The sequence below is a fragment of the Sinobaca sp. TMA16-18 genome, from assembly GCF_059510535.1.
In genome coordinates, this window is the sequence record NZ_JCAKFM010000005.1 from 105413 (window position 1) to 122575 (window position 17163).

The window sequence follows — 17163 nt, forward strand, 5'->3', positions numbered from 1 at the left end:
GTTCAAATCAGGATCTAGTTAAGCAAATGCTTAAGCTTCTCCTTTGAACCTTCCTAAGCAGTTATACATAGGAATACCATTCGTGCAGACAGTCTTCTTGTCACAGAAAGTCTATGAAGCTTAGGACGGCAGTATCTTAATGCTTTGATTCGGGGTGACGGACTAGTCCGTCTGCTGAAAAAAAGAAGGAGAAGGTCAGATGTCTTCCTTTCAGGAAATGTACAAGCGCTATTTTATGCTGAGTGTAGCAGTCATTTTTATCTACGCAGTATGCGCAGCACTGACGTCACACAGCCTGTTTTTCTTGAGCCTGGCTACTGGATCTCTGCTGGGATTGTTTAATTTATGGAGCATGTATCGTGATACGCAGGCGGCCACTGATTTTGAACGTTCGAACAAAGTGGCGTTTGCGTTAAGGATGCCTGCCAGAATAGCATCCGGCATCATCATCGCCCTGCTGTTTCTGCAGTTTCCGGAATACTTCGGTATAGTGCCGCTGGCAGTTGGTTTAATGACTCCATACCTTATCATTCTTTTTTCTTTAGTATTTTTTGCTTTTTCGTCCGATTGATGGGGTAACACAGTCACTTGCTAAACTATAGGAAAAGGGGTGAATTTAACCATGGATCACGAATTTCCGATAGCCTACGATGTGTTTGGCATTCCGGGTTTTCATGCGAACCTGTCGAATATTCTTATGCTGGCAGTAGCGGCAGTTATCGTACTTATTATAGGAATGGTCAGCGCGCGGTCAATAAAAATGAAACCGACAGGAATGCAGAATGTGTTTGAATGGCTTATTGATTTTATTAAAAATATTATTTCCAACACAATGAGCTGGAAAACCGGCGAACGGTTTTTTGGATTAGGAATTACTATTTTCTTATTTATATTAGTAGCTAATCTTCTGGGTGTTCCTTTTATGCTCTTTACAGAAGAAACGCACACCGTCTGGTGGAGGTCACCTACAGCAGATCCAATTATTACGATGACTTTTGCTATTATGGTACTTTTTATCTGCCACTATTACGGCATTAGACTTAGGGGCGGAAAAGAATACGTGAAGGATTTCTTCCGGCCGATTCCTTTCTTATTCCCATTTAAAGTGCTGGAAGAGTTTACAAACACTATCACATTGGGAATGCGGCTTTTCGGTAACTTGTATGCAAAGGAAATCCTGCTTACAATGCTTGCCGCGGCAGGTGGAGCCAGTGTACTGGGTGCGCTTGGTGCAAGTGTGCCGATGATTGCCTGGCAGGCGTTCAGCTTGTTTATAGGAGGCATTCAGGCTTTTGTTTTCTTAATGCTTACCATGGTGTATCTGGCTCATAAAGTTGAGGAAGAACACTAGAAGTTCAATATCAGAAACAGCAGATTTTATATAAATTACAATACTAGGAGGATTTTTATTATGGGAGCTTTAGCAGCAGGAATCGCGGCAGGACTAGCCGCACTAGGTGCAGGTTTTGGTGTATCACAGATCGTACGTGGAACAATTGACGGTGTAGCTCGTCAGCCGGAATTAAAAGGTACATTACAGACGCTTATGTTTATCGGTGTGGCACTCGTTGAGGCACTTCCAATCATCGCGATAGTCATTGCCTTTCTCTTAATGGGTCAATAAACGGCGGAAATATGCATGCCGGAATAAAATGGCGAAGTCCTTCAACCGATGCTTCGCCATTCCTTTTGTAAAAATGTAGAAAGGAGTGAAAGAAATGCCAGAAACACTAACGTTAGCGGATCCGTTATTCGCAATAGTCACGTTCACTATCCTTCTCCTTCTTCTCCGGAAGTTTGCATGGGGACCGATGATGAACATGATGCAGGAACGGGAAGAAAAGGTAGCCAGCGATATTGATGCAGCGGAAAACAACCGTCTGGAATCAGAAAAGTATTTAGAACAGCAGAAGCTTGAAATAGATCGTGCCCGTGAAGAGGCACAGTCCATTATAGAATCAGCCAAGAAAACAGGAGAACAGCAGGGCCGGGATATTGTAGAACAGTCCCGTAAAGAATCCGAACAGGTGAAAGAAAATGCCCTCATTCAGATCCAAAGCGAAAAAGAACAGGCTGTGGCAGAATTAAGAGAGCAGGTAGCTACGCTTTCTGTCATGATTGCAACGAAAATTATCGAGAAGGAACTCGATGAGGCGGAGCAGGAAAAGCTTATTGAAGAATATCTTCAAGAGGCAGGCGGAAACCTATGAGCAATCCAGCAGCAGCAAGAAGATACGCCGTAGCCTTATTTGAACTAGCCAGTGAAAAAGGAATGCTTGAAGAAATTAATAATGAGCTTCAAATAGTGAAAGAAACCTTTGTTCAGAACGCTGCATATGTAGATTTTCTGGAAAATCCCAGAATTACGCAGGAAAAGAAGACAGCTTCTATAGAGGAAGCTTTTCTTTCAGCGAACGATATGATCCGCAGTACCCTGCAGCTTTTGTTAAAAAGAAGACGCATCGATTCGATCGTACTTATCGCTGACCAGTATAAAAAACTAGCAGATGACCAGCAAAAGCGCGGCTATGCGAAAGTATATACGGTAAAGCCTTTAAGCGAGCTGGAAAAAACGAGAATTTCAGAAGTATTTGCAAAAAGAGTCGGAAAAGACACCATATTTATTGAAAACATCATTGATTCATCTCTTATCGGCGGTATGAAAATACGCATTGGGGATACAATCTTTGATGGAAGCGTAAGAAATCAACTAAATCGTCTGGAACATCAGCTGATTTCCGGAAAAGACCTTAGATAGGGGGGAACACAATGAGCATCAGACCAGATGAGATAAGCTCTCTCATTAAGCAGCAGATTGAAGGATTTGAATCCGACGTCCAGGCAAGCGAAGTTGGTACTGTCATTCAAATTGGTGATGGTATCGCCCGCGCCCACGGCCTTGAAAACGCAATGGCCGGTGAACTGCTGGAGTTTTCTACGGGAGTAATGGGCATGGCCCAGAACCTGGAAGAAAACAATATCGGTATTATTATTTTAGGACCTTACTCCGACATTCGTGAAGGAGATGAAGTAAAACGTACAGGACGCATCATGGAAGTTCCTGTAGGTGAAGAAATTCTTGGACGCGTAGTAAACCCGCTTGGACAGCCTTTGGATGGAAACGGTGCTATCGGCACCACTAAAACACGTCCGATTGAAAGCCCGGCACCAGGTGTTATGGATAGAAAATCCGTACATGAGCCGCTTCAGACGGGAATTAAAGCAATTGACTCCATGATTCCTATCGGACGCGGTCAGCGTGAGCTTATCATCGGTGACCGTCAGATCGGTAAGACATCTATTGCAATTGATACGATCATCAACCAAAAAGATGAAGACATTATTTGTATTTATGTAGCAATCGGCCAGAAGGAATCAACTGTTGCAAACGTAGTGGAAACGCTTCGCCAGAAAGGCGCGCTTGATTATACTATTATTGTAAACGCAGGTGCTTCTGATCCCGCTCCGCTTCTTTACCTGGCACCATATGCCGGCGTATCCATGGGTGAAGAATTCATGTATAACGGAAAGCATGTTCTTGTCGTATTTGACGACTTGACCAAGCAGGCAGCAGCCTACCGTGAACTTTCACTGCTTCTTCGCCGTCCGCCGGGCCGTGAGGCATTCCCTGGTGATGTATTCTATATTCATTCCCGTTTACTGGAACGTTCCGCAAAATTAAGTGATGCGAAAGGCTCCGGTTCAATGACGGCACTGCCGTTCGTTGAAACACAGGCCGGCGACGTATCCTCTTATATTCCAACCAACGTTATTTCTATCACAGACGGACAGATTTTCCTTCAGTCCGACCTGTTTTATTCCGGTGTTCGTCCCGCTGTTAACCCGGGTATCTCCGTATCCCGTGTAGGTGGTTCCGCCCAGATTAAAGCAATGAAAAAAGTAGCCGGTACCCTCCGTCTTGATCTTGCAGCATTCCGGGAGCTCGAAGCGTTCTCCCAGTTTGGTTCAGATCTTGATGAAGCCACCCAGGCGAAGTTAAACCGTGGTGCACGTACCGTAGAAATGCTTAAGCAGGACTTGAATAAGCCGCTTCGCGTAGAAAAGCAGGTAGCGATTATTTATGCTCTGACCCAGGGTTATCTTGATGATGTTCCTGTAGTAGATATTCAGCGTTTTGAATCAGAGCTTATGGGCTACCTCGATGCAGAAGAAAAAGCTCTTCTTGACGGAATCCGTGAAACAGGAAACCTTCCTGAAAAAGAAGCTTTTAACCGTGCGATCGAAGGATTCAAGCGTACATTCAACCCTACAAAGTAATATAAGATAATCACCCTAAAGAAGAAGGTGGTGAGATAGTATGGCCTCTTTACGTGACATTAAAAACCGAATTAATTCGGTGAAAAAAACGAAACAGATCACTAAAGCAATGCAGATGGTATCGGCTTCAAAACTGAACCGCGCTCAGCGGCATTCCCAGTCCTATGAGCCGTATACCAGAAAGATAAAAGAGGTAGTGGCAAGTATTGCCGCGAGTAATACGGATATAACCCATCCTATGCTTGAAGAACGACCGGTTAAAAAAACAGCGTATATTATGATATTTTCCGATCAGGGACTGGCAGGCGGTTATAATGCCAGCCTGTTCAGAAATTTCATACAGACAGTGGAAGAGCGTCACGCTTCGAAAGAAGAGTACGGAGTAATCGTTATCGGCAGAATCGGGAGAGATCTTCTTAAACGAAAAGAGGTTACCATTTTTGAGGAAGTAACCGGTCTTTCTGATCAGCCAAGTTTCGAAGATATCAAAAATATCACAAGACTTGCTGTAGATATGTACAAAGATCAGGAAATAGATGAGCTCAACATCTGGTACAACCATTTCGTGAACCCAATTCAACAGGACGTTACGGAGAAAAAAATTCTTCCGCTTACTAATTTAGCAGAAGAAGATAAAAGTAACCAATCCTATGAATATGAGCCTTCCGAGGGGGCAATACTGGAACAGCTTCTGCCTCAGTATGCAGAAAGCCTGATTTATGGTGCATTGCTTGATGCGAAAGCAAGTGAGTTCGGTGCCCGAATGACAGCGATGAGCTCAGCAACGGATAACGCAACCGGCATCATCGATGATCAGACCATTATCTACAACCGTGCAAGACAGGCCGCAGTTACGCAGGAAATTACCGAAATTGTCGGCGGCGCTGCAGCTCTTGAATAAAAGCCTTTAAAGTAACAGTGAGGAGGGAAATGAATGAACAACGGACATATTACTCAGATTATGGGACCGGTTGTGGATGTAAGATTTCCAAGCGGCCACCTTCCTGAGTTGAATAACGCACTGACTATATCGCAGTCAAGTACGGCTGAAGGAACATCCGAGGTGCATGTAACTCTTGAAGTAGCACTTCACCTTGGCGATGACGCGGTTCGCACCATTTCCATGGGTTCTACAGATGGACTCGTACGGGGAACAGAAGTAGTAAATACCGGCGGACCTATTTCCGTGCCTGTCGGTGAACAAACGCTGGGCCGTGTATTTAATGTACTTGGAGATACCATTGACTTAGATGAAAAGCTGGATGAAGGCGCTGTAAAAAGCCCGATTCACAGACTTCCTCCTAAGTTTGATGAACTATCCACGCAGGCAGAGATTCTTGAAACCGGCATTAAAGTAGTTGACCTGCTGGCACCATACGTTAAGGGTGGAAAGATCGGTCTTTTCGGAGGCGCTGGTGTTGGTAAAACGGTTCTAATCCAGGAGCTTATCAACAACATCGCGCAGGAGCACGGCGGTATTTCTGTATTTGCCGGTGTTGGCGAGCGTACGCGTGAAGGAAATGACCTTTACTTTGAAATGACCGAATCCGGCGTTATTAAAAAGACCGCCATGGTATTCGGTCAAATGAACGAGCCGCCTGGTGCACGTATGCGTGTAGCCTTGACAGGTTTGACTATGGCAGAGCACTTCCGTGATAAGGAAGGGGCAGACGTTCTGCTCTTTATCGATAATATCTACCGCTTTACCCAGGCAGGTTCTGAAGTATCCGCCCTGTTGGGACGTATGCCTTCAGCGGTTGGTTACCAGCCGACCCTGGCAACAGAAATGGGCCAGCTGCAGGAACGTATCACTTCAACTAAAACTGGTTCCGTAACGTCGATCCAGGCGATTTATGTACCGGCCGATGACTATACTGACCCGGCACCGGCTACAACATTTGCCCACTTAGATGCAACAACAAACCTGGAGCGTAAATTAACAGAGCAGGGTATTTATCCGGCTGTGGATCCGCTTGCTTCCACGTCCCGTGCTCTTTCTCCGGAAATTGTTGGAGAAGAGCATTATCAAGTGGCTCAGGAAGTTCAGCAGACGCTTCAGAAGTATAAAGAACTGCAGGATATCATTGCTATCCTGGGTATGGATGAGCTCTCGGAAGAAGATAAACTTATTGTGCACCGCGCAAGACGTGTCCAGTTCTTCCTATCCCAGAACTTCCACGTAGCAGAACAGTTTACCGGCCAGACAGGATCTTATGTCCAGGTGAAAGACACCATCAGAGGATTCCGTGAAATTCTGGATGGAAAACATGATGACGTGCCTGAAGATGCGTTTCGTCTAGTAGGTCCAATTGAAGCTGTGCTGGATAAAGTAAAAGCATCGTCTTAATAATTGAGGCTGCTGTGAAGGAGGATAAATGATGTCTACTACCAAACTTAGTATCGTTACTCCTGACGGCACAGTTTATGAGGGAGAAGCAGACCTGGTCAGTGTACGTTCCACTACGGGAGAACTCGGTATACTGCCAGGCCATATTCCTTTAGTTGCGCCCCTGGAAACAAGCCCTGTGCGGGTGAAAACAAATGCGGGCACAGATCTTGTAGCGGTCAGCGGCGGCTTTGTAGAAGTGCGTCCTGATAAGGTGACTATATTAGCCGAGTCAGCAGAGCGCCCGGAAGAAATAGACAAAGGTCGTGCGCAGACGGCAAAAGAAAGAGCGGAAGAGCGACTAAACCGTGCTAAACAGGAAGAAATTGATATCAAGCGGGCACAGCTTGCTCTAAAGCGTGCCAATACCAGGCTTGAAGTAGCAAAACAAAAATAAAAAATGGTTCACTGTGTCCAAACAGTGAACCATTTTTTATTTTTATACGTTTTCTTTTTGGAGAAACCTTATGAATTAAGCAATTCATTTCTATATTTGTAATTTTCTTTCTATTGTTGTAATCTTTTTGTAAAGATAATTTAAAAAACATGTTATATTGTATTTACTATTTCTGTAAATGTGGTACATTAGGTAAGGAAATATTTAACTTTTTCATTTTTTGCACAACTTTTGTCCTGAATTTTAAAAAAATATGTAAAAAACCACGTGATGTTTTATGTTTATGCTGAAAAGGGAAAGGAAAGACTGGGTAAGCTATTCTGGGACTAGGAATTTTGACCCTTCTTTTATGTCTGCATATAGCTTATGATAGTGTGCGGATTGTACCGTCCTCAAGTAAGGAGTTTTTTCGAATGGAAGCCGGTCAGGAAGCAATTTTACATATACTCGTTAACATCTTTTTTCTGATAGTAGTATGGTGGACCCTGCAGGCCTTTCGTTTTGATGTCTTTTTGAGAGATCCCGAAGGCTTAAGAGCTAAATTGCTTTATGTATTCGTCACAATAGCTATCAGTTATCTTGTCAGTTCGTTTTTCATGGAATACCTGCAAGGCTCTTTCATGTTAAGAAACCTGCTTTAAAACGAAAATTTCAAGAAAAAGCAATAAATCTGTAACCTTTGCTGCATGCTGCCGACTATATTAGGTGGAACCATGCTCGATGCAGCATAACTGGCAATCGTCACCGTAACTAACCTTAGATAATCAATTGAGAATAATAATGTTTAATAATGATGTATTAAATAGTGGAGGGAAAAATGGTGGAAAAAATTCTAGTACGAGGTGGAAAACGCTTAAAAGGATCAGTGAAAGTAGAAGGAGCGAAAAATGCCGTTCTACCTGTTATTGCAGCATCTCTGCTTGCAGAAACAGGAAAAAGCACGATCTATGAGGTACCGCCTTTAGCCGATGTATATACAATGAAGAGCGTCCTTTCCCATATTGACGCACGAATTGATTATAAAGATGGAATCTTTACAGCAGACGCAAGCGGATCGATCGGAACGGAAGCCCCGTTTGAATATGTACGTAAAATGAGAGCATCCTTTCTTGTTATGGGCCCAATGCTTGCAAGAAAAGGACTTGCTCATATTGCGCTTCCAGGCGGATGCGCGATCGGATCGCGTCCTATTGACCAGCACCTGAAAGGCTTTGAAGCGATGGGTGCTATTGTAGAAATCGGCAACGGCTATATTGAAGCCAAAGTGGAAGGGCGTCTAAAGGGAGCCCGTATATACATGGATTTCCCAAGCGTAGGCGCAACGGAAAACATTATGATGGCAGCGGCTCTTGCAGAAGGAACGACAATTCTGGAAAACGTAGCAGAAGAGCCGGAAATTGTAGACCTTGCCAATTACATTAATGCGATGGGTGGAAAAGTACGCGGTGCAGGCACCGGCACTATCCGCATTGAAGGTGTAGAAAGCATGCATGGTGCGGTTCACACTATTATTCCAGACCGTATTGAAGCAGGTACATTTATGATCGCCGCAGCTATTACAGGAGGAGAAGTTTTTGTAGAAGGCGCGCTTCATGAGCACCTTCGTCCTCTCGTAGCGAAAATGAGAGAAATGGGCGTTATTATTGAAGATGAAGATAATGGCATGCTCGTAAAAGGTCCTGATATGCTTCGTCCGGCTGATATCAAAACATTGCCGCATCCTGGTTTCCCAACAGACATGCAGGCCCAGTTTATGGCTCTTCTTACACAGGCGCACGGTACGGCTGTTATCACGGAAACAGTCTTTGAAAATCGCTTCATGCATGCAGAAGAATTCCGCCGCATGAATGCTGATATTAAGACAGAAGGAAGAACAGCTGTTGTTACAGGCCCGGCTCACTTAATCGGCGCCGAAGTAGCAGCAACAGACCTTCGTGCAGGTGCCGCTCTTGTTCTTGCCGGTTTAGTGGCAGAAGGAGAAACATCTGTAACGGAACTTCGTCACCTGGACAGAGGCTACGTAGATTTCCATCAGAAGCTGCAGGCACTTGGAGCCAACGTTACACGTGTCAGCATAGAAGAAAGCAAAGGGGAAGAAGTAGAAGAAAACACAGTACTTCGTTCCGTACAAAACCGTTAATATGTAAAGACCAGGCCCGGCGCTCACGCGTCGGGCTTTTTATTTTAAAAAAATGGATAAAAAAAGTACACATTATTTTTCTTCTGCCGATATAGTGAAGGAGAGTACTAGCAGCAGCGGAAAGAAACTAAAAAAGGATGTGGCGCCCGGATGTTAAGAGGGTTTTATAGTGCAGCCAGTGGAATGATAACCCAGCAGCGGAAAACGGAAATGCTTAACAATAATATATCGAATGTGAATACACCTGGTTTTAAAGAAGATAAAGGGGCAATCCGGACGTTTCCAGAGATGCTTCTGCAGGCTAAAAATACTACCGGCCAAAAGGGGCATGGCTCCTACCCGATTGGAGATCTGGCTACCGGCGTTTATATGCAGGAAAAGACGGCCAACACGATGCAGGGAGATCTTCAGGAAACGGGGAATGCTGTGGATATTGCTATTTTAAATGGTAATGTTCCTGAAAATGAAGCAGGAGACCCGAGCTCTATTTATTTTGCAGTGACGAATGATGAAGGAGAAACAGGCTACTCCCGCAATGGCAATCTAGCCGTGGATGGGGCAGGCTTCTTAACGACGAGCCAGGGGCATTATGTTCAAGGAACCGACGGACAACCGATAGCTGTAGGGAATGAACGGTTTTCACTAAGCCGGGAAGGCATCGTGACAACAGAGGATGGAGAGGAAGTTGGGGAGATTGCTGTAGCTTATGCAGAAAATAGCGATGACCTCGTAAAAGAAGGATCGGGGCTGTATCGTTCAGAGAATGGAGACCTTCCGTTAGCCGGTGAGGCAGGAGCGGACTATCAGCTGCAGCAGGGCTTTGTGGAGCGGTCCAACGTAGATGCTACGCAGACGATGGGAGAGCTGACGAGCAGCTACCGGAATTTCGAATCCAATCAGAAGATACTTCAGTCATATGACCAGAGCATGCAGCGCGCCGTAAATGAAGTCGGCCGTCTGGGATAGCTATAACTAAAGGAGACAGTGTATGAATTCAATGATGATGCCTGCATACAATACAATGGGAGAACTTCAGAAACAAATGGATGGCATTACGAACAACCTTTCCAACAGCAATCAAATTGGCTATAAACGAAGAGAAAGTACATTTTCTGATCTATTGTTCCAGCAGATTAACAATCAGCCTAATGCCAATCAGCTGGGCCGCAAAACGCCCGATGGCATCCGCCAGGGAAATGGAGCGGGCATTGCCCAGACCGCTATCCGTCTGGAGCAGGGCGCTTTAAAACAGACAGATCGTGAACTCGATTTTGCAATTACTGCCGAAGATTCCTTCTTTCAAGTAGAAAACACGCAGGGAGAAGGGGCGGAAAGGCGCTATTCCAAAGATGGCAACTTTAAGCTGTCTGAGAACCCGCAGGTGCCCGGCTCATGGACATTAGTAAATAGTTCAGGGGAATATGTACTCGGAGAGAACGGGGAGAGAATAAACGTGCCTGACGGCGCAGGAGAAATTGCACTGCGTAATAACGGACAGCTTACAGCCGTTCTGGAAAATGGGGAAACAGCAGAAATCGGCAGCATTGAACTGGCTAAAATACTTAAACCGCAGCTTTTGGAAAATCAGGGCGGTAATTCTTATACACTTCCAGATCCTGCATTGCTTGATATCGCAGAAGGAGATATGATAGAGTTGCAACCGGGAACATCAGATCTGCTTCAGCAGAAAACATTGGAGCAGTCTAATGTTGATATGGGACAGGAAATGACAAATCTTATTCAGGCACAGCGTAATTATTCCTTCAACGCCCGTGCAATTACGCAGGGAGACCAAATGATGGGACTAATTAACAGCGTTCGCGGTTAATTAACATGCTGCTGGCTTGCCGGATGGATGGTATAGGAGAGAAACCGATGAAGCCAGGAAAAAAGCCCAGGCAGGGGACGACCAGAACGGAACAGAGGCATAGGCATAGAGGAAAACCAGCATCGGACAGCGGAGCTCCTCATAAAGAAGAAAACCAGGATAGAACCATTCCCCCTTTATGGAAGCGCCTTGTAGGCCTGCTTATCGTACTGCTTATCCTCGCTGTTGTGGGATTGATTGTCGGCTATCTTATTTTAGGGGACGGCGGGTCTTTACAGGTGTTGAATCCCGTGACTTGGATTGAACTGATCCGCTTTGTAACGGGTCGATAGATAGCACAGCCTGTTTATGGCATACTATAAACAGGCTGTGTTTTAGTATGCTCAAAAAAGAGGAGAGATACATATGTTAACTATTGACGAAATTAAAGACATTATTCCGCACCGCTACCCCTTTCTTCTAATTGATAAAGTGATAGAAGTAGAAGATGGCAAACGAGCCGTAGCTGTTAAAAATGTTACAGCGAATGAAGAGTTTTTTAACGGACATTTCCCGGATTATCCCGTAATGCCCGGTGTGCTTATTGTAGAAGCGATGGCTCAGACCGGCGCTGTAGCGTTGTTAAAGCTGGAAGAAAACCGCGGAAAACTGGCTTTGTTTGCAGGCATTGATGGCTGCCGGTTTAAGCGCCAGGTCAAACCGGGCGATCAGCTTACGCTGGAAGTGGAAATTAAAGGCTTCCGCCGTTCTATTGGTAAAGGAAAAGCCACTGCCACAGTAGATGGCGAAATTGTAGCAGAAACAGAACTGACTTTTGCGCTGCAGGACGCACCGTCTGCTTAAGTAAAGCTGAATAATAAATAGATGGAAAAGCCCGGCCTGTATGGATGCCGGGCTTTTTTTCTATCTGGTTTATACAGGCATTATATAAAAAAGAACAGGCTGGCTGTGATAAAATAAAAAGAAACAGTTACAACGTATAAGGGGGGCTCCTGCAATGCTTCTAACATCCAAAGAAAAAAAACATCTGCTCAAAGTGTTAAAACGAGATCAGTATAAGTGGTTTCATCCGCAGGCGGAAAAAGAAAAATCAAAAGAGCTGTACGATAAGATCAAACAGACGGTCCGAAACGAAAAAATAAATGAAGATAAGCCAAGCAGTAAGCTTTAAAGGATCTATCAGCACGGTGAATTGACATGAAGCGTTAAAAAACGAGGAAGCCCTGGGGGGCTTTCTCGTTTTTAGGTGCCTATTAAGTCTGGACAGCAACGGTCCAGCTCATTTTATCTTCAATCATACCGGTTTGGATACCGGCAATCGTTTCATACAGCTCGAGGGAAAGTTTTCCTGTTTCCCCGTTGTTGATTAAAAGGTCTCTGCCTTTCCATTTAAGCGTGCCTACCGGGGAAATAACGGCTGCAGTGCCGGTACCGAATATTTCTTCCAGGGTGCCGTTTTCATGAGCTGCCTCTACTTCATCTATAGAGATTAAACGCTCAGTCACTGGAATATCCCAGCTTTTAAGCAGCTCGATTACGGAATTACGGGTAATCCCTTCCAGGATGCTGCCGTTTAATGCAGGCGTAATCACTTCTCCATTAATTTTAAAGAAAATGTTCATACTGCCTACTTCTTCTATATATTTCTTTTCAATGGCATCCAGCCAGAGCACCTGGTCATAGCCAAGATCTTCTGCTTTTTTCTGGGCTTTCAGGCTTGCTGCATAATTGCCTGCCGTTTTAGTAAAGCCGACGCCGCCTTTTACCGAACGGACATAATCGTCCTCTACAAAAATACTTACCGGGCTCATCTGCTCGGAGTTGGAATAATAGGCTCCCACCGGAGATAAAATAATGATGAGTTTATAGCGTGAGGAAGGCTTGACGCTGAGGCTTGCTTCCGTCGCGATAATGAAGGGACGGATATACAATGACTGCCCCTCTTTTGTAGGGATCCAGTCTTTTTCAAGCTTAACCAGTTCTTTTAAAGCTTCCACCATGAAATCTTCATCAATTTCGGGAATGTTCATGCGGCGGTTGGATTCGTTCAGGCGTTTGAAATTTTTCTCCGGGCGGAATAAAAGCAGCTTATCCTGAAAATGATAGGCTTTTAATCCTTCAAATACCGCCTGCCCATAGTGAAACACAAGACTGGATGGATCCATTGTTAACGGCTGGTATGGAACAATTCTAGGGTCGTGCCAGCTGTCCTCTGTGCTGTAATCCATAATAAACATATGATCGGTAAATTCTGCGCCAAAGCGGAGATTATCATAATCCGGCTTTGACTTTTTTTCTTCTCTCTCTTGAATGGCCAATGATAAAGACATACCGTATCGCTCTCCTTGTGTGTAAATACAATCGTATGGTGTGCATTATAGCAAGTATACTCTTAAAAAACCACTTAAGGAAAGACTGTTCAAGAATAAGAGGTAATCGAGTTCTCAATCACGCGGCTTTTAAGAAACAATAACAAAATACTAATCAGAAGCACTCCTGCCGATAGAATAAATCCGCCGGTATATTCACTGCCGGTTGTTACGGCTGCCGCTGCCAGCGGTCCAATAAGCTGGCCGATGCCGTAGCTTGCAGTGAGACCTCCCATAATAAGCTGCGGCTTTAGAGGCTGCAGCTGTCTGGCAAGCATCATCGTTAACGCTACAATGCCCATGAAAGAGCCTCCATAGCCGATGGCAGAGACTACGGCAAATCCTGTCGTTGGAGAAAGAATCGGCAGAAGCACCGCTGCGGTCTGTAAAATATAGGCGCCCTTTAACGCAGAAAGGATTCCGATATGCTTTTGCAGCCAGGCCCAGAATAAGCAGGAAGGAATAACTGCCGCCCCGACAACAGCCCATATGTAGGATGGAGACAGGCCGAGTTCTCCTTTGGAAGACAAAAGCGAAATAATAAAGGTTCCGAATATAATGTAGCCAAAGCCTGCACAGCCATAGATAAGATAAAGAGCCTGCACGGCTTTGGGGTCTGGAGTATCGACGGCAATAAAGGAGGCTTTATCAGAAGACGGTGTCTGATTGGACAGCTCAGGGAGCTTTAGCTGCAGACCGAGCCAGATTAACAGGGACAGCACGAGGCTGATAACCCCAAAGCCTAGCCAGGCACCTTCCATTCCAACTCTTTCGACTAAAGAAGGGGTAAACAGGCCGGACAGCAGAATGCCGCCGCCTACGCCGCCATAGAGCACTCCGGATACAGGCAGGCGGTCATACCCTTTTAATTTATTAAGGACAAAAGCGGCAACAAGGACAAACACCAGGCCGCTTGCAACGCCCGACAGCAGCCGCCACACAAGCCAGGGGAAAAGAGAGCCGCTCAGCCCCATAGCAGCTGTGGTGAGGACACTGACAGCCAGCCCGGAATAGATAATGCCTCTGCCAGGTTCAAGGCGGCGTGCCCACATTGCTCCAATAAAATAACCCGTATAGTTAGCGGAGGCCAGAAGTCCGGCAGAAAAAGGAGCAAGGCCCCGGCTTTCCATTGGAGGGAGAAGTGGTGTAAAAGCAAACCGGCCAATCCCCATTACAACGGACAAAGCAAGAAACCCGGCTGCCATATAAACGATTGGTATCCATTTCATTGTATCAGCCTCTTTTTTTATAGTTCTTATTTCCTTGTTTAATTATTTTATCCATATTTATATGTAATTATTAAGTGAACATGTAATATTTTTGTTTAATAAAATTATTTTATGGGCATATATATCTAAAATAGAATATAATATATAAGTATAAAGACTTATATAAGGGAGAAAGAGAAGATGAGAGAGAAAAACAAGGTAATGCTTTGGATTGGAGGCGGTGCTCTTTTTATTATGACGACTGTCCTTATTTTACACCAAATGTTTCATTGGCAGCATATTATGATGAATCACAGCGGATCGGGCAGCAGCCTGAACGGCTTTTCCCTGGTTATGGCTGTTGTCTTCATTGGAGGGGCTGCAGGGCTCTATATTTCTTCTCTGCTGGTTTATTTGGCTTCAGCAGCAAACGCTAAACTTCCGCTTATGTTAACGCTTGCGATAACGTTGACTGCGATGGGGACCATTGCTGCAGGAGAAGGAATGGTGGAATACCATTTTTCTATATTTGTCTCTCTTGCTATTGTAGCTTATTACAGAAGCATCCCGCTGCTTTTATTATCAGCTTCTCTATATGCGCTGCATCACATTACCGGTTTTCTCTTTTTTTCGGCTGCGGTCTACGGGATGATGGAATATAATATTGTCATGGTGACCGTGCATGCCGTATTTGTTATCCTCACTGTTACTGCCCTGGTATTTCAAATTAAGTCGAGCGAAGCATTCAATAGAAAACAGGCTGCTGTTCAACGGAAGCAGCAAGAGGTTATTGCAGGGTTAACACAAAATATTCGAGGTGCCTCTGCTGATCTATTCACCAATACGAGGGAAGCGGAACTGGCTGCACAGGAAATCAGTTCCGCTGTTACTGCTCTTGCCGGCGGGCATGAAAGGCAGGCTGTTCAAACAGAAAAAGAGATAGAAGCCCTAAAGGCTATAGAATACCTTATTCATGATTTAGCGGGCCACAATAAAGCGGTCCAGGCTTTCATCCGGTCAGTGGGCGGCACAGTCTTCAGCCGGCGTGAAATCACTGCAGGAATTTACAGAAACGATCAAGGTGCTGGAAGAAAGGTCCGCTAAAATAGGAGGAATGGTCGAATTAATTACGAACATTGCCGATCAGACAAATCTGCTTTCCTTAAACGCCTCGATTGAAGCGGGAAGAGCGGGAGAAGTGGGCAAAGGTTTTGCGGTAGTGGCAGGTGAAGTACGAAAGCTTTCCGAGCAGTCTAATAACTCTGCTAAAAGCATAAAGCATATCGTAACAAATATCCAAAAAGACATTCATTCGGCTTCTTCTGTCTGGAAAAAAGGGGAGGAACAGCTTGAAGAGGGTAAGACGCTTACGACCGAAGCAGCCGAGATGCTGGAACAGATTGCAGCCGGTGCCGACATCGTCCATAAACAAATGGAGCAGTCGATGCAGAATACCGGGCAGCTCTTAAGTAAAACGGGCATTCTGGTGCAGTCCTCTGAAGCGGCGACCGAGCTGACAACTACTACTTTAATGGAAGCCCGCTCGATTTCTGCTGCTGCAGAGCGGCAGTCTGTAAGCATGAAAGGATTGTCGGAAGCTATTGCGGCCGTGGATGGACTGGCCGGACAGTTGAAATGTGCAGCAGAAAAACTAAAATAAAAAGCCGGCTCCCTCTTATAGAGAGGGGACCAGCTTGTTTTCCGGCGTACTGCTGTATTTATCATTAAAAGCTAAAATAGGGCACGATGCGCAGCTTTCGTTGATTCCGGTGCAGGTAACCATGCATTCCATTTTTCCTTTGTTATATACCTGGGATAATTCCTGTTTAACATAACAGTTAAGCTTAGAACAAAAAACCAGCTGTTCTGAAAGAGCATATTCCATCGTGTGCACCTCCCTTATTATTTGCCTTAAAAAGTATCTTTATACTTCTATATACCCATTATAGGAGTGTGGAAACAACAATATTTTTCATTCGCATAAAAATATTTTCTTTAAATTAGCGATAAAATGTTTAAAAAGAACTGAAATAAGGAAAATATTACTAATATACGTAATGGTACAATGAATTGCCTTTCTTTATCCGGAGGACTGTTTTGCTGTACCGGGAAGGGGGCTGAAATGAAATATTGGACATACATACTTTTTCTTTTATCTATTTCAGCCCTGCTGGCCGGGTGTGGAACAAAAAGCACAGAATCGGCTCTTCTGGAAGAAAGTCCGGAAAGCCCTTCTTTTTTTCTGTTTTCCAATGAAGAAAATATGACAGCGGAAAAACCTTTTTATGACGCGCTTCTTACTTACTCCAATGTATGTGGAGAAACCGGCGGGGCAGCGGTGGAAATTCTAAGTCAAACGGCCGGCATGGAAAACGGCACTGCTTCTTTTCTTTTTGCGGATCAGAAGCAGGAAACCCCTTATGAGGGAGAAGCTGATGCAGAAAGCATCTATACCTTTATGGAGGAACATGCCCCGTGTCCGGTGGAAGGTAAGTAATAAACAATGCAGAAAAAGCAAATGTTTTCAAATAGTAGCAGGGTATTATTTGTAAGAGTA

At 44.8% G+C, this 17163-nt stretch carries 21 protein-coding genes; 19 read left to right on the forward strand and 2 right to left on the reverse strand.

The features are described 5' to 3' along the window. Positions 1-199: 199 nt before the first annotated feature. From AC5W14_RS10845 to AC5W14_RS10920, 16 genes are all read left to right on the forward strand, one after another. A complete protein-coding gene (locus AC5W14_RS10845) occupies positions 200-571 on the forward strand; it encodes an ATP synthase subunit I (RefSeq protein WP_496057899.1) in 372 nt (123 codons plus the stop codon). A 51-nt stretch (positions 572-622) separates the two neighbouring features. Continuing rightward, the gene (gene atpB, locus AC5W14_RS10850; RefSeq protein WP_496057898.1) at positions 623-1351 is read left to right on the forward strand and encodes a F0F1 ATP synthase subunit A; all 729 of its coding nucleotides are present in this window, start codon (positions 623-625) and stop codon (positions 1349-1351) included. Positions 1352-1411: 60 nt separating this feature from the next. Continuing rightward, positions 1412-1624 carry a F0F1 ATP synthase subunit C gene (atpE, locus tag AC5W14_RS10855; protein ID WP_496057897.1) on the forward strand — a complete coding sequence of 71 codons (213 nt, stop codon included), beginning with the start codon at positions 1412-1414 and terminating at the stop codon, positions 1622-1624. 94 nt (positions 1625-1718) lie between these two features. After that, positions 1719-2210 carry a F0F1 ATP synthase subunit B gene (gene atpF / locus AC5W14_RS10860; RefSeq protein ID WP_496057896.1) on the forward strand — a complete coding sequence of 164 codons (492 nt, stop codon included), beginning with the start codon at positions 1719-1721 and terminating at the stop codon, positions 2208-2210. Continuing rightward, positions 2207-2758: a F0F1 ATP synthase subunit delta gene (locus tag AC5W14_RS10865; protein WP_496057895.1), complete on the forward strand. Its 552-nt coding sequence runs from the start codon at positions 2207-2209 to the stop codon at positions 2756-2758. The genes atpF and AC5W14_RS10865 overlap by 4 nt, the downstream gene beginning before the upstream one ends. Before the next feature lie 11 nt (positions 2759-2769). Then, the gene (gene atpA / locus AC5W14_RS10870; protein WP_496057894.1) at positions 2770-4278 is read left to right on the forward strand and encodes a F0F1 ATP synthase subunit alpha; all 1509 of its coding nucleotides are present in this window, start codon (positions 2770-2772) and stop codon (positions 4276-4278) included. 40 nt (positions 4279-4318) lie between these two features. After that, the gene (gene atpG, locus AC5W14_RS10875) at positions 4319-5179 is read left to right on the forward strand and encodes an ATP synthase F1 subunit gamma (protein ID WP_496057893.1); all 861 of its coding nucleotides are present in this window, start codon (positions 4319-4321) and stop codon (positions 5177-5179) included. A 33-nt stretch (positions 5180-5212) separates the two neighbouring features. After that, positions 5213-6625, forward strand: a complete 1413-nt coding sequence (gene atpD / locus AC5W14_RS10880) for a F0F1 ATP synthase subunit beta (protein WP_496057892.1) — start codon at positions 5213-5215, stop codon at positions 6623-6625. 31 nt (positions 6626-6656) lie between these two features. Then, entirely contained in the window at positions 6657-7061 is a 405-nt protein-coding gene (locus AC5W14_RS10885) for a F0F1 ATP synthase subunit epsilon (RefSeq protein ID WP_496194387.1), read from the forward strand. 413 nt (positions 7062-7474) lie between these two features. Beyond that, positions 7475-7702, forward strand: a complete 228-nt coding sequence (locus AC5W14_RS10890; protein ID WP_496057890.1) for a DUF1146 family protein — start codon at positions 7475-7477, stop codon at positions 7700-7702. A gap of 179 nt (positions 7703-7881) precedes the next feature. Beyond that, positions 7882-9201 (forward strand): UDP-N-acetylglucosamine 1-carboxyvinyltransferase, encoded by a 1320-nt coding sequence (murA, locus tag AC5W14_RS10895; protein ID WP_496057889.1) that lies wholly within the window; start codon positions 7882-7884, stop codon positions 9199-9201. Positions 9202-9351: 150 nt separating this feature from the next. Then, complete coding sequence (locus tag AC5W14_RS10900; RefSeq protein WP_496057888.1) at positions 9352-10167, forward strand: flagellar hook-basal body protein; 816 nt, start codon at positions 9352-9354, stop codon at positions 10165-10167. Positions 10168-10189: 22 nt separating this feature from the next. Further along, positions 10190-11029 carry a flagellar hook-basal body protein gene (locus tag AC5W14_RS10905; protein WP_496194388.1) on the forward strand — a complete coding sequence of 280 codons (840 nt, stop codon included), beginning with the start codon at positions 10190-10192 and terminating at the stop codon, positions 11027-11029. A gap of 47 nt (positions 11030-11076) precedes the next feature. Further along, positions 11077-11361 carry a DNA-directed RNA polymerase subunit beta gene (locus AC5W14_RS10910; RefSeq protein ID WP_496057886.1) on the forward strand — a complete coding sequence of 95 codons (285 nt, stop codon included), beginning with the start codon at positions 11077-11079 and terminating at the stop codon, positions 11359-11361. A 73-nt stretch (positions 11362-11434) separates the two neighbouring features. After that, entirely contained in the window at positions 11435-11872 is a 438-nt protein-coding gene (fabZ, locus tag AC5W14_RS10915) for a 3-hydroxyacyl-ACP dehydratase FabZ (RefSeq protein ID WP_496057885.1), read from the forward strand. Positions 11873-12026: 154 nt separating this feature from the next. Further along, positions 12027-12200, forward strand: coding sequence for a hypothetical protein (locus AC5W14_RS10920; RefSeq protein WP_496057884.1), 174 nt, complete (start codon positions 12027-12029; stop codon positions 12198-12200). An 82-nt stretch (positions 12201-12282) separates the two neighbouring features. Here AC5W14_RS10920 and AC5W14_RS10925 read toward each other — a convergent pair whose 3' ends face one another. Both AC5W14_RS10925 and AC5W14_RS10930 read right to left on the reverse strand, forming a co-directional pair. Continuing rightward, positions 12283-13359, reverse strand: coding sequence for a branched-chain amino acid aminotransferase (locus tag AC5W14_RS10925; RefSeq protein ID WP_496194389.1), 1077 nt, complete (start codon positions 13357-13359; stop codon positions 12283-12285). Positions 13360-13448: 89 nt separating this feature from the next. Then, positions 13449-14627 (reverse strand): YbfB/YjiJ family MFS transporter, encoded by a 1179-nt coding sequence (locus AC5W14_RS10930; protein WP_496194390.1) that lies wholly within the window; start codon positions 14625-14627, stop codon positions 13449-13451. A 180-nt stretch (positions 14628-14807) separates the two neighbouring features. Between AC5W14_RS10930 and AC5W14_RS10935 the strand changes: the two genes are divergently transcribed. The 3 genes from AC5W14_RS10935 to AC5W14_RS10945 all read left to right on the forward strand — a co-directional run bounded on the left by AC5W14_RS10935 (position 14808) and on the right by AC5W14_RS10945 (position 17103). After that, positions 14808-15710, forward strand: a complete 903-nt coding sequence (locus AC5W14_RS10935) for a hypothetical protein (protein WP_496194391.1) — start codon at positions 14808-14810, stop codon at positions 15708-15710. Beyond that, the gene (locus tag AC5W14_RS10940) at positions 15688-16266 is read left to right on the forward strand and encodes a methyl-accepting chemotaxis protein (RefSeq protein WP_496194483.1); all 579 of its coding nucleotides are present in this window, start codon (positions 15688-15690) and stop codon (positions 16264-16266) included. The genes AC5W14_RS10935 and AC5W14_RS10940 overlap by 23 nt, the downstream gene beginning before the upstream one ends. A gap of 462 nt (positions 16267-16728) precedes the next feature. Further along, a complete protein-coding gene (locus AC5W14_RS10945) occupies positions 16729-17103 on the forward strand; it encodes a hypothetical protein (protein ID WP_496194392.1) in 375 nt (124 codons plus the stop codon). The last annotated feature ends 60 nt before the right edge of the window (positions 17104-17163 follow it).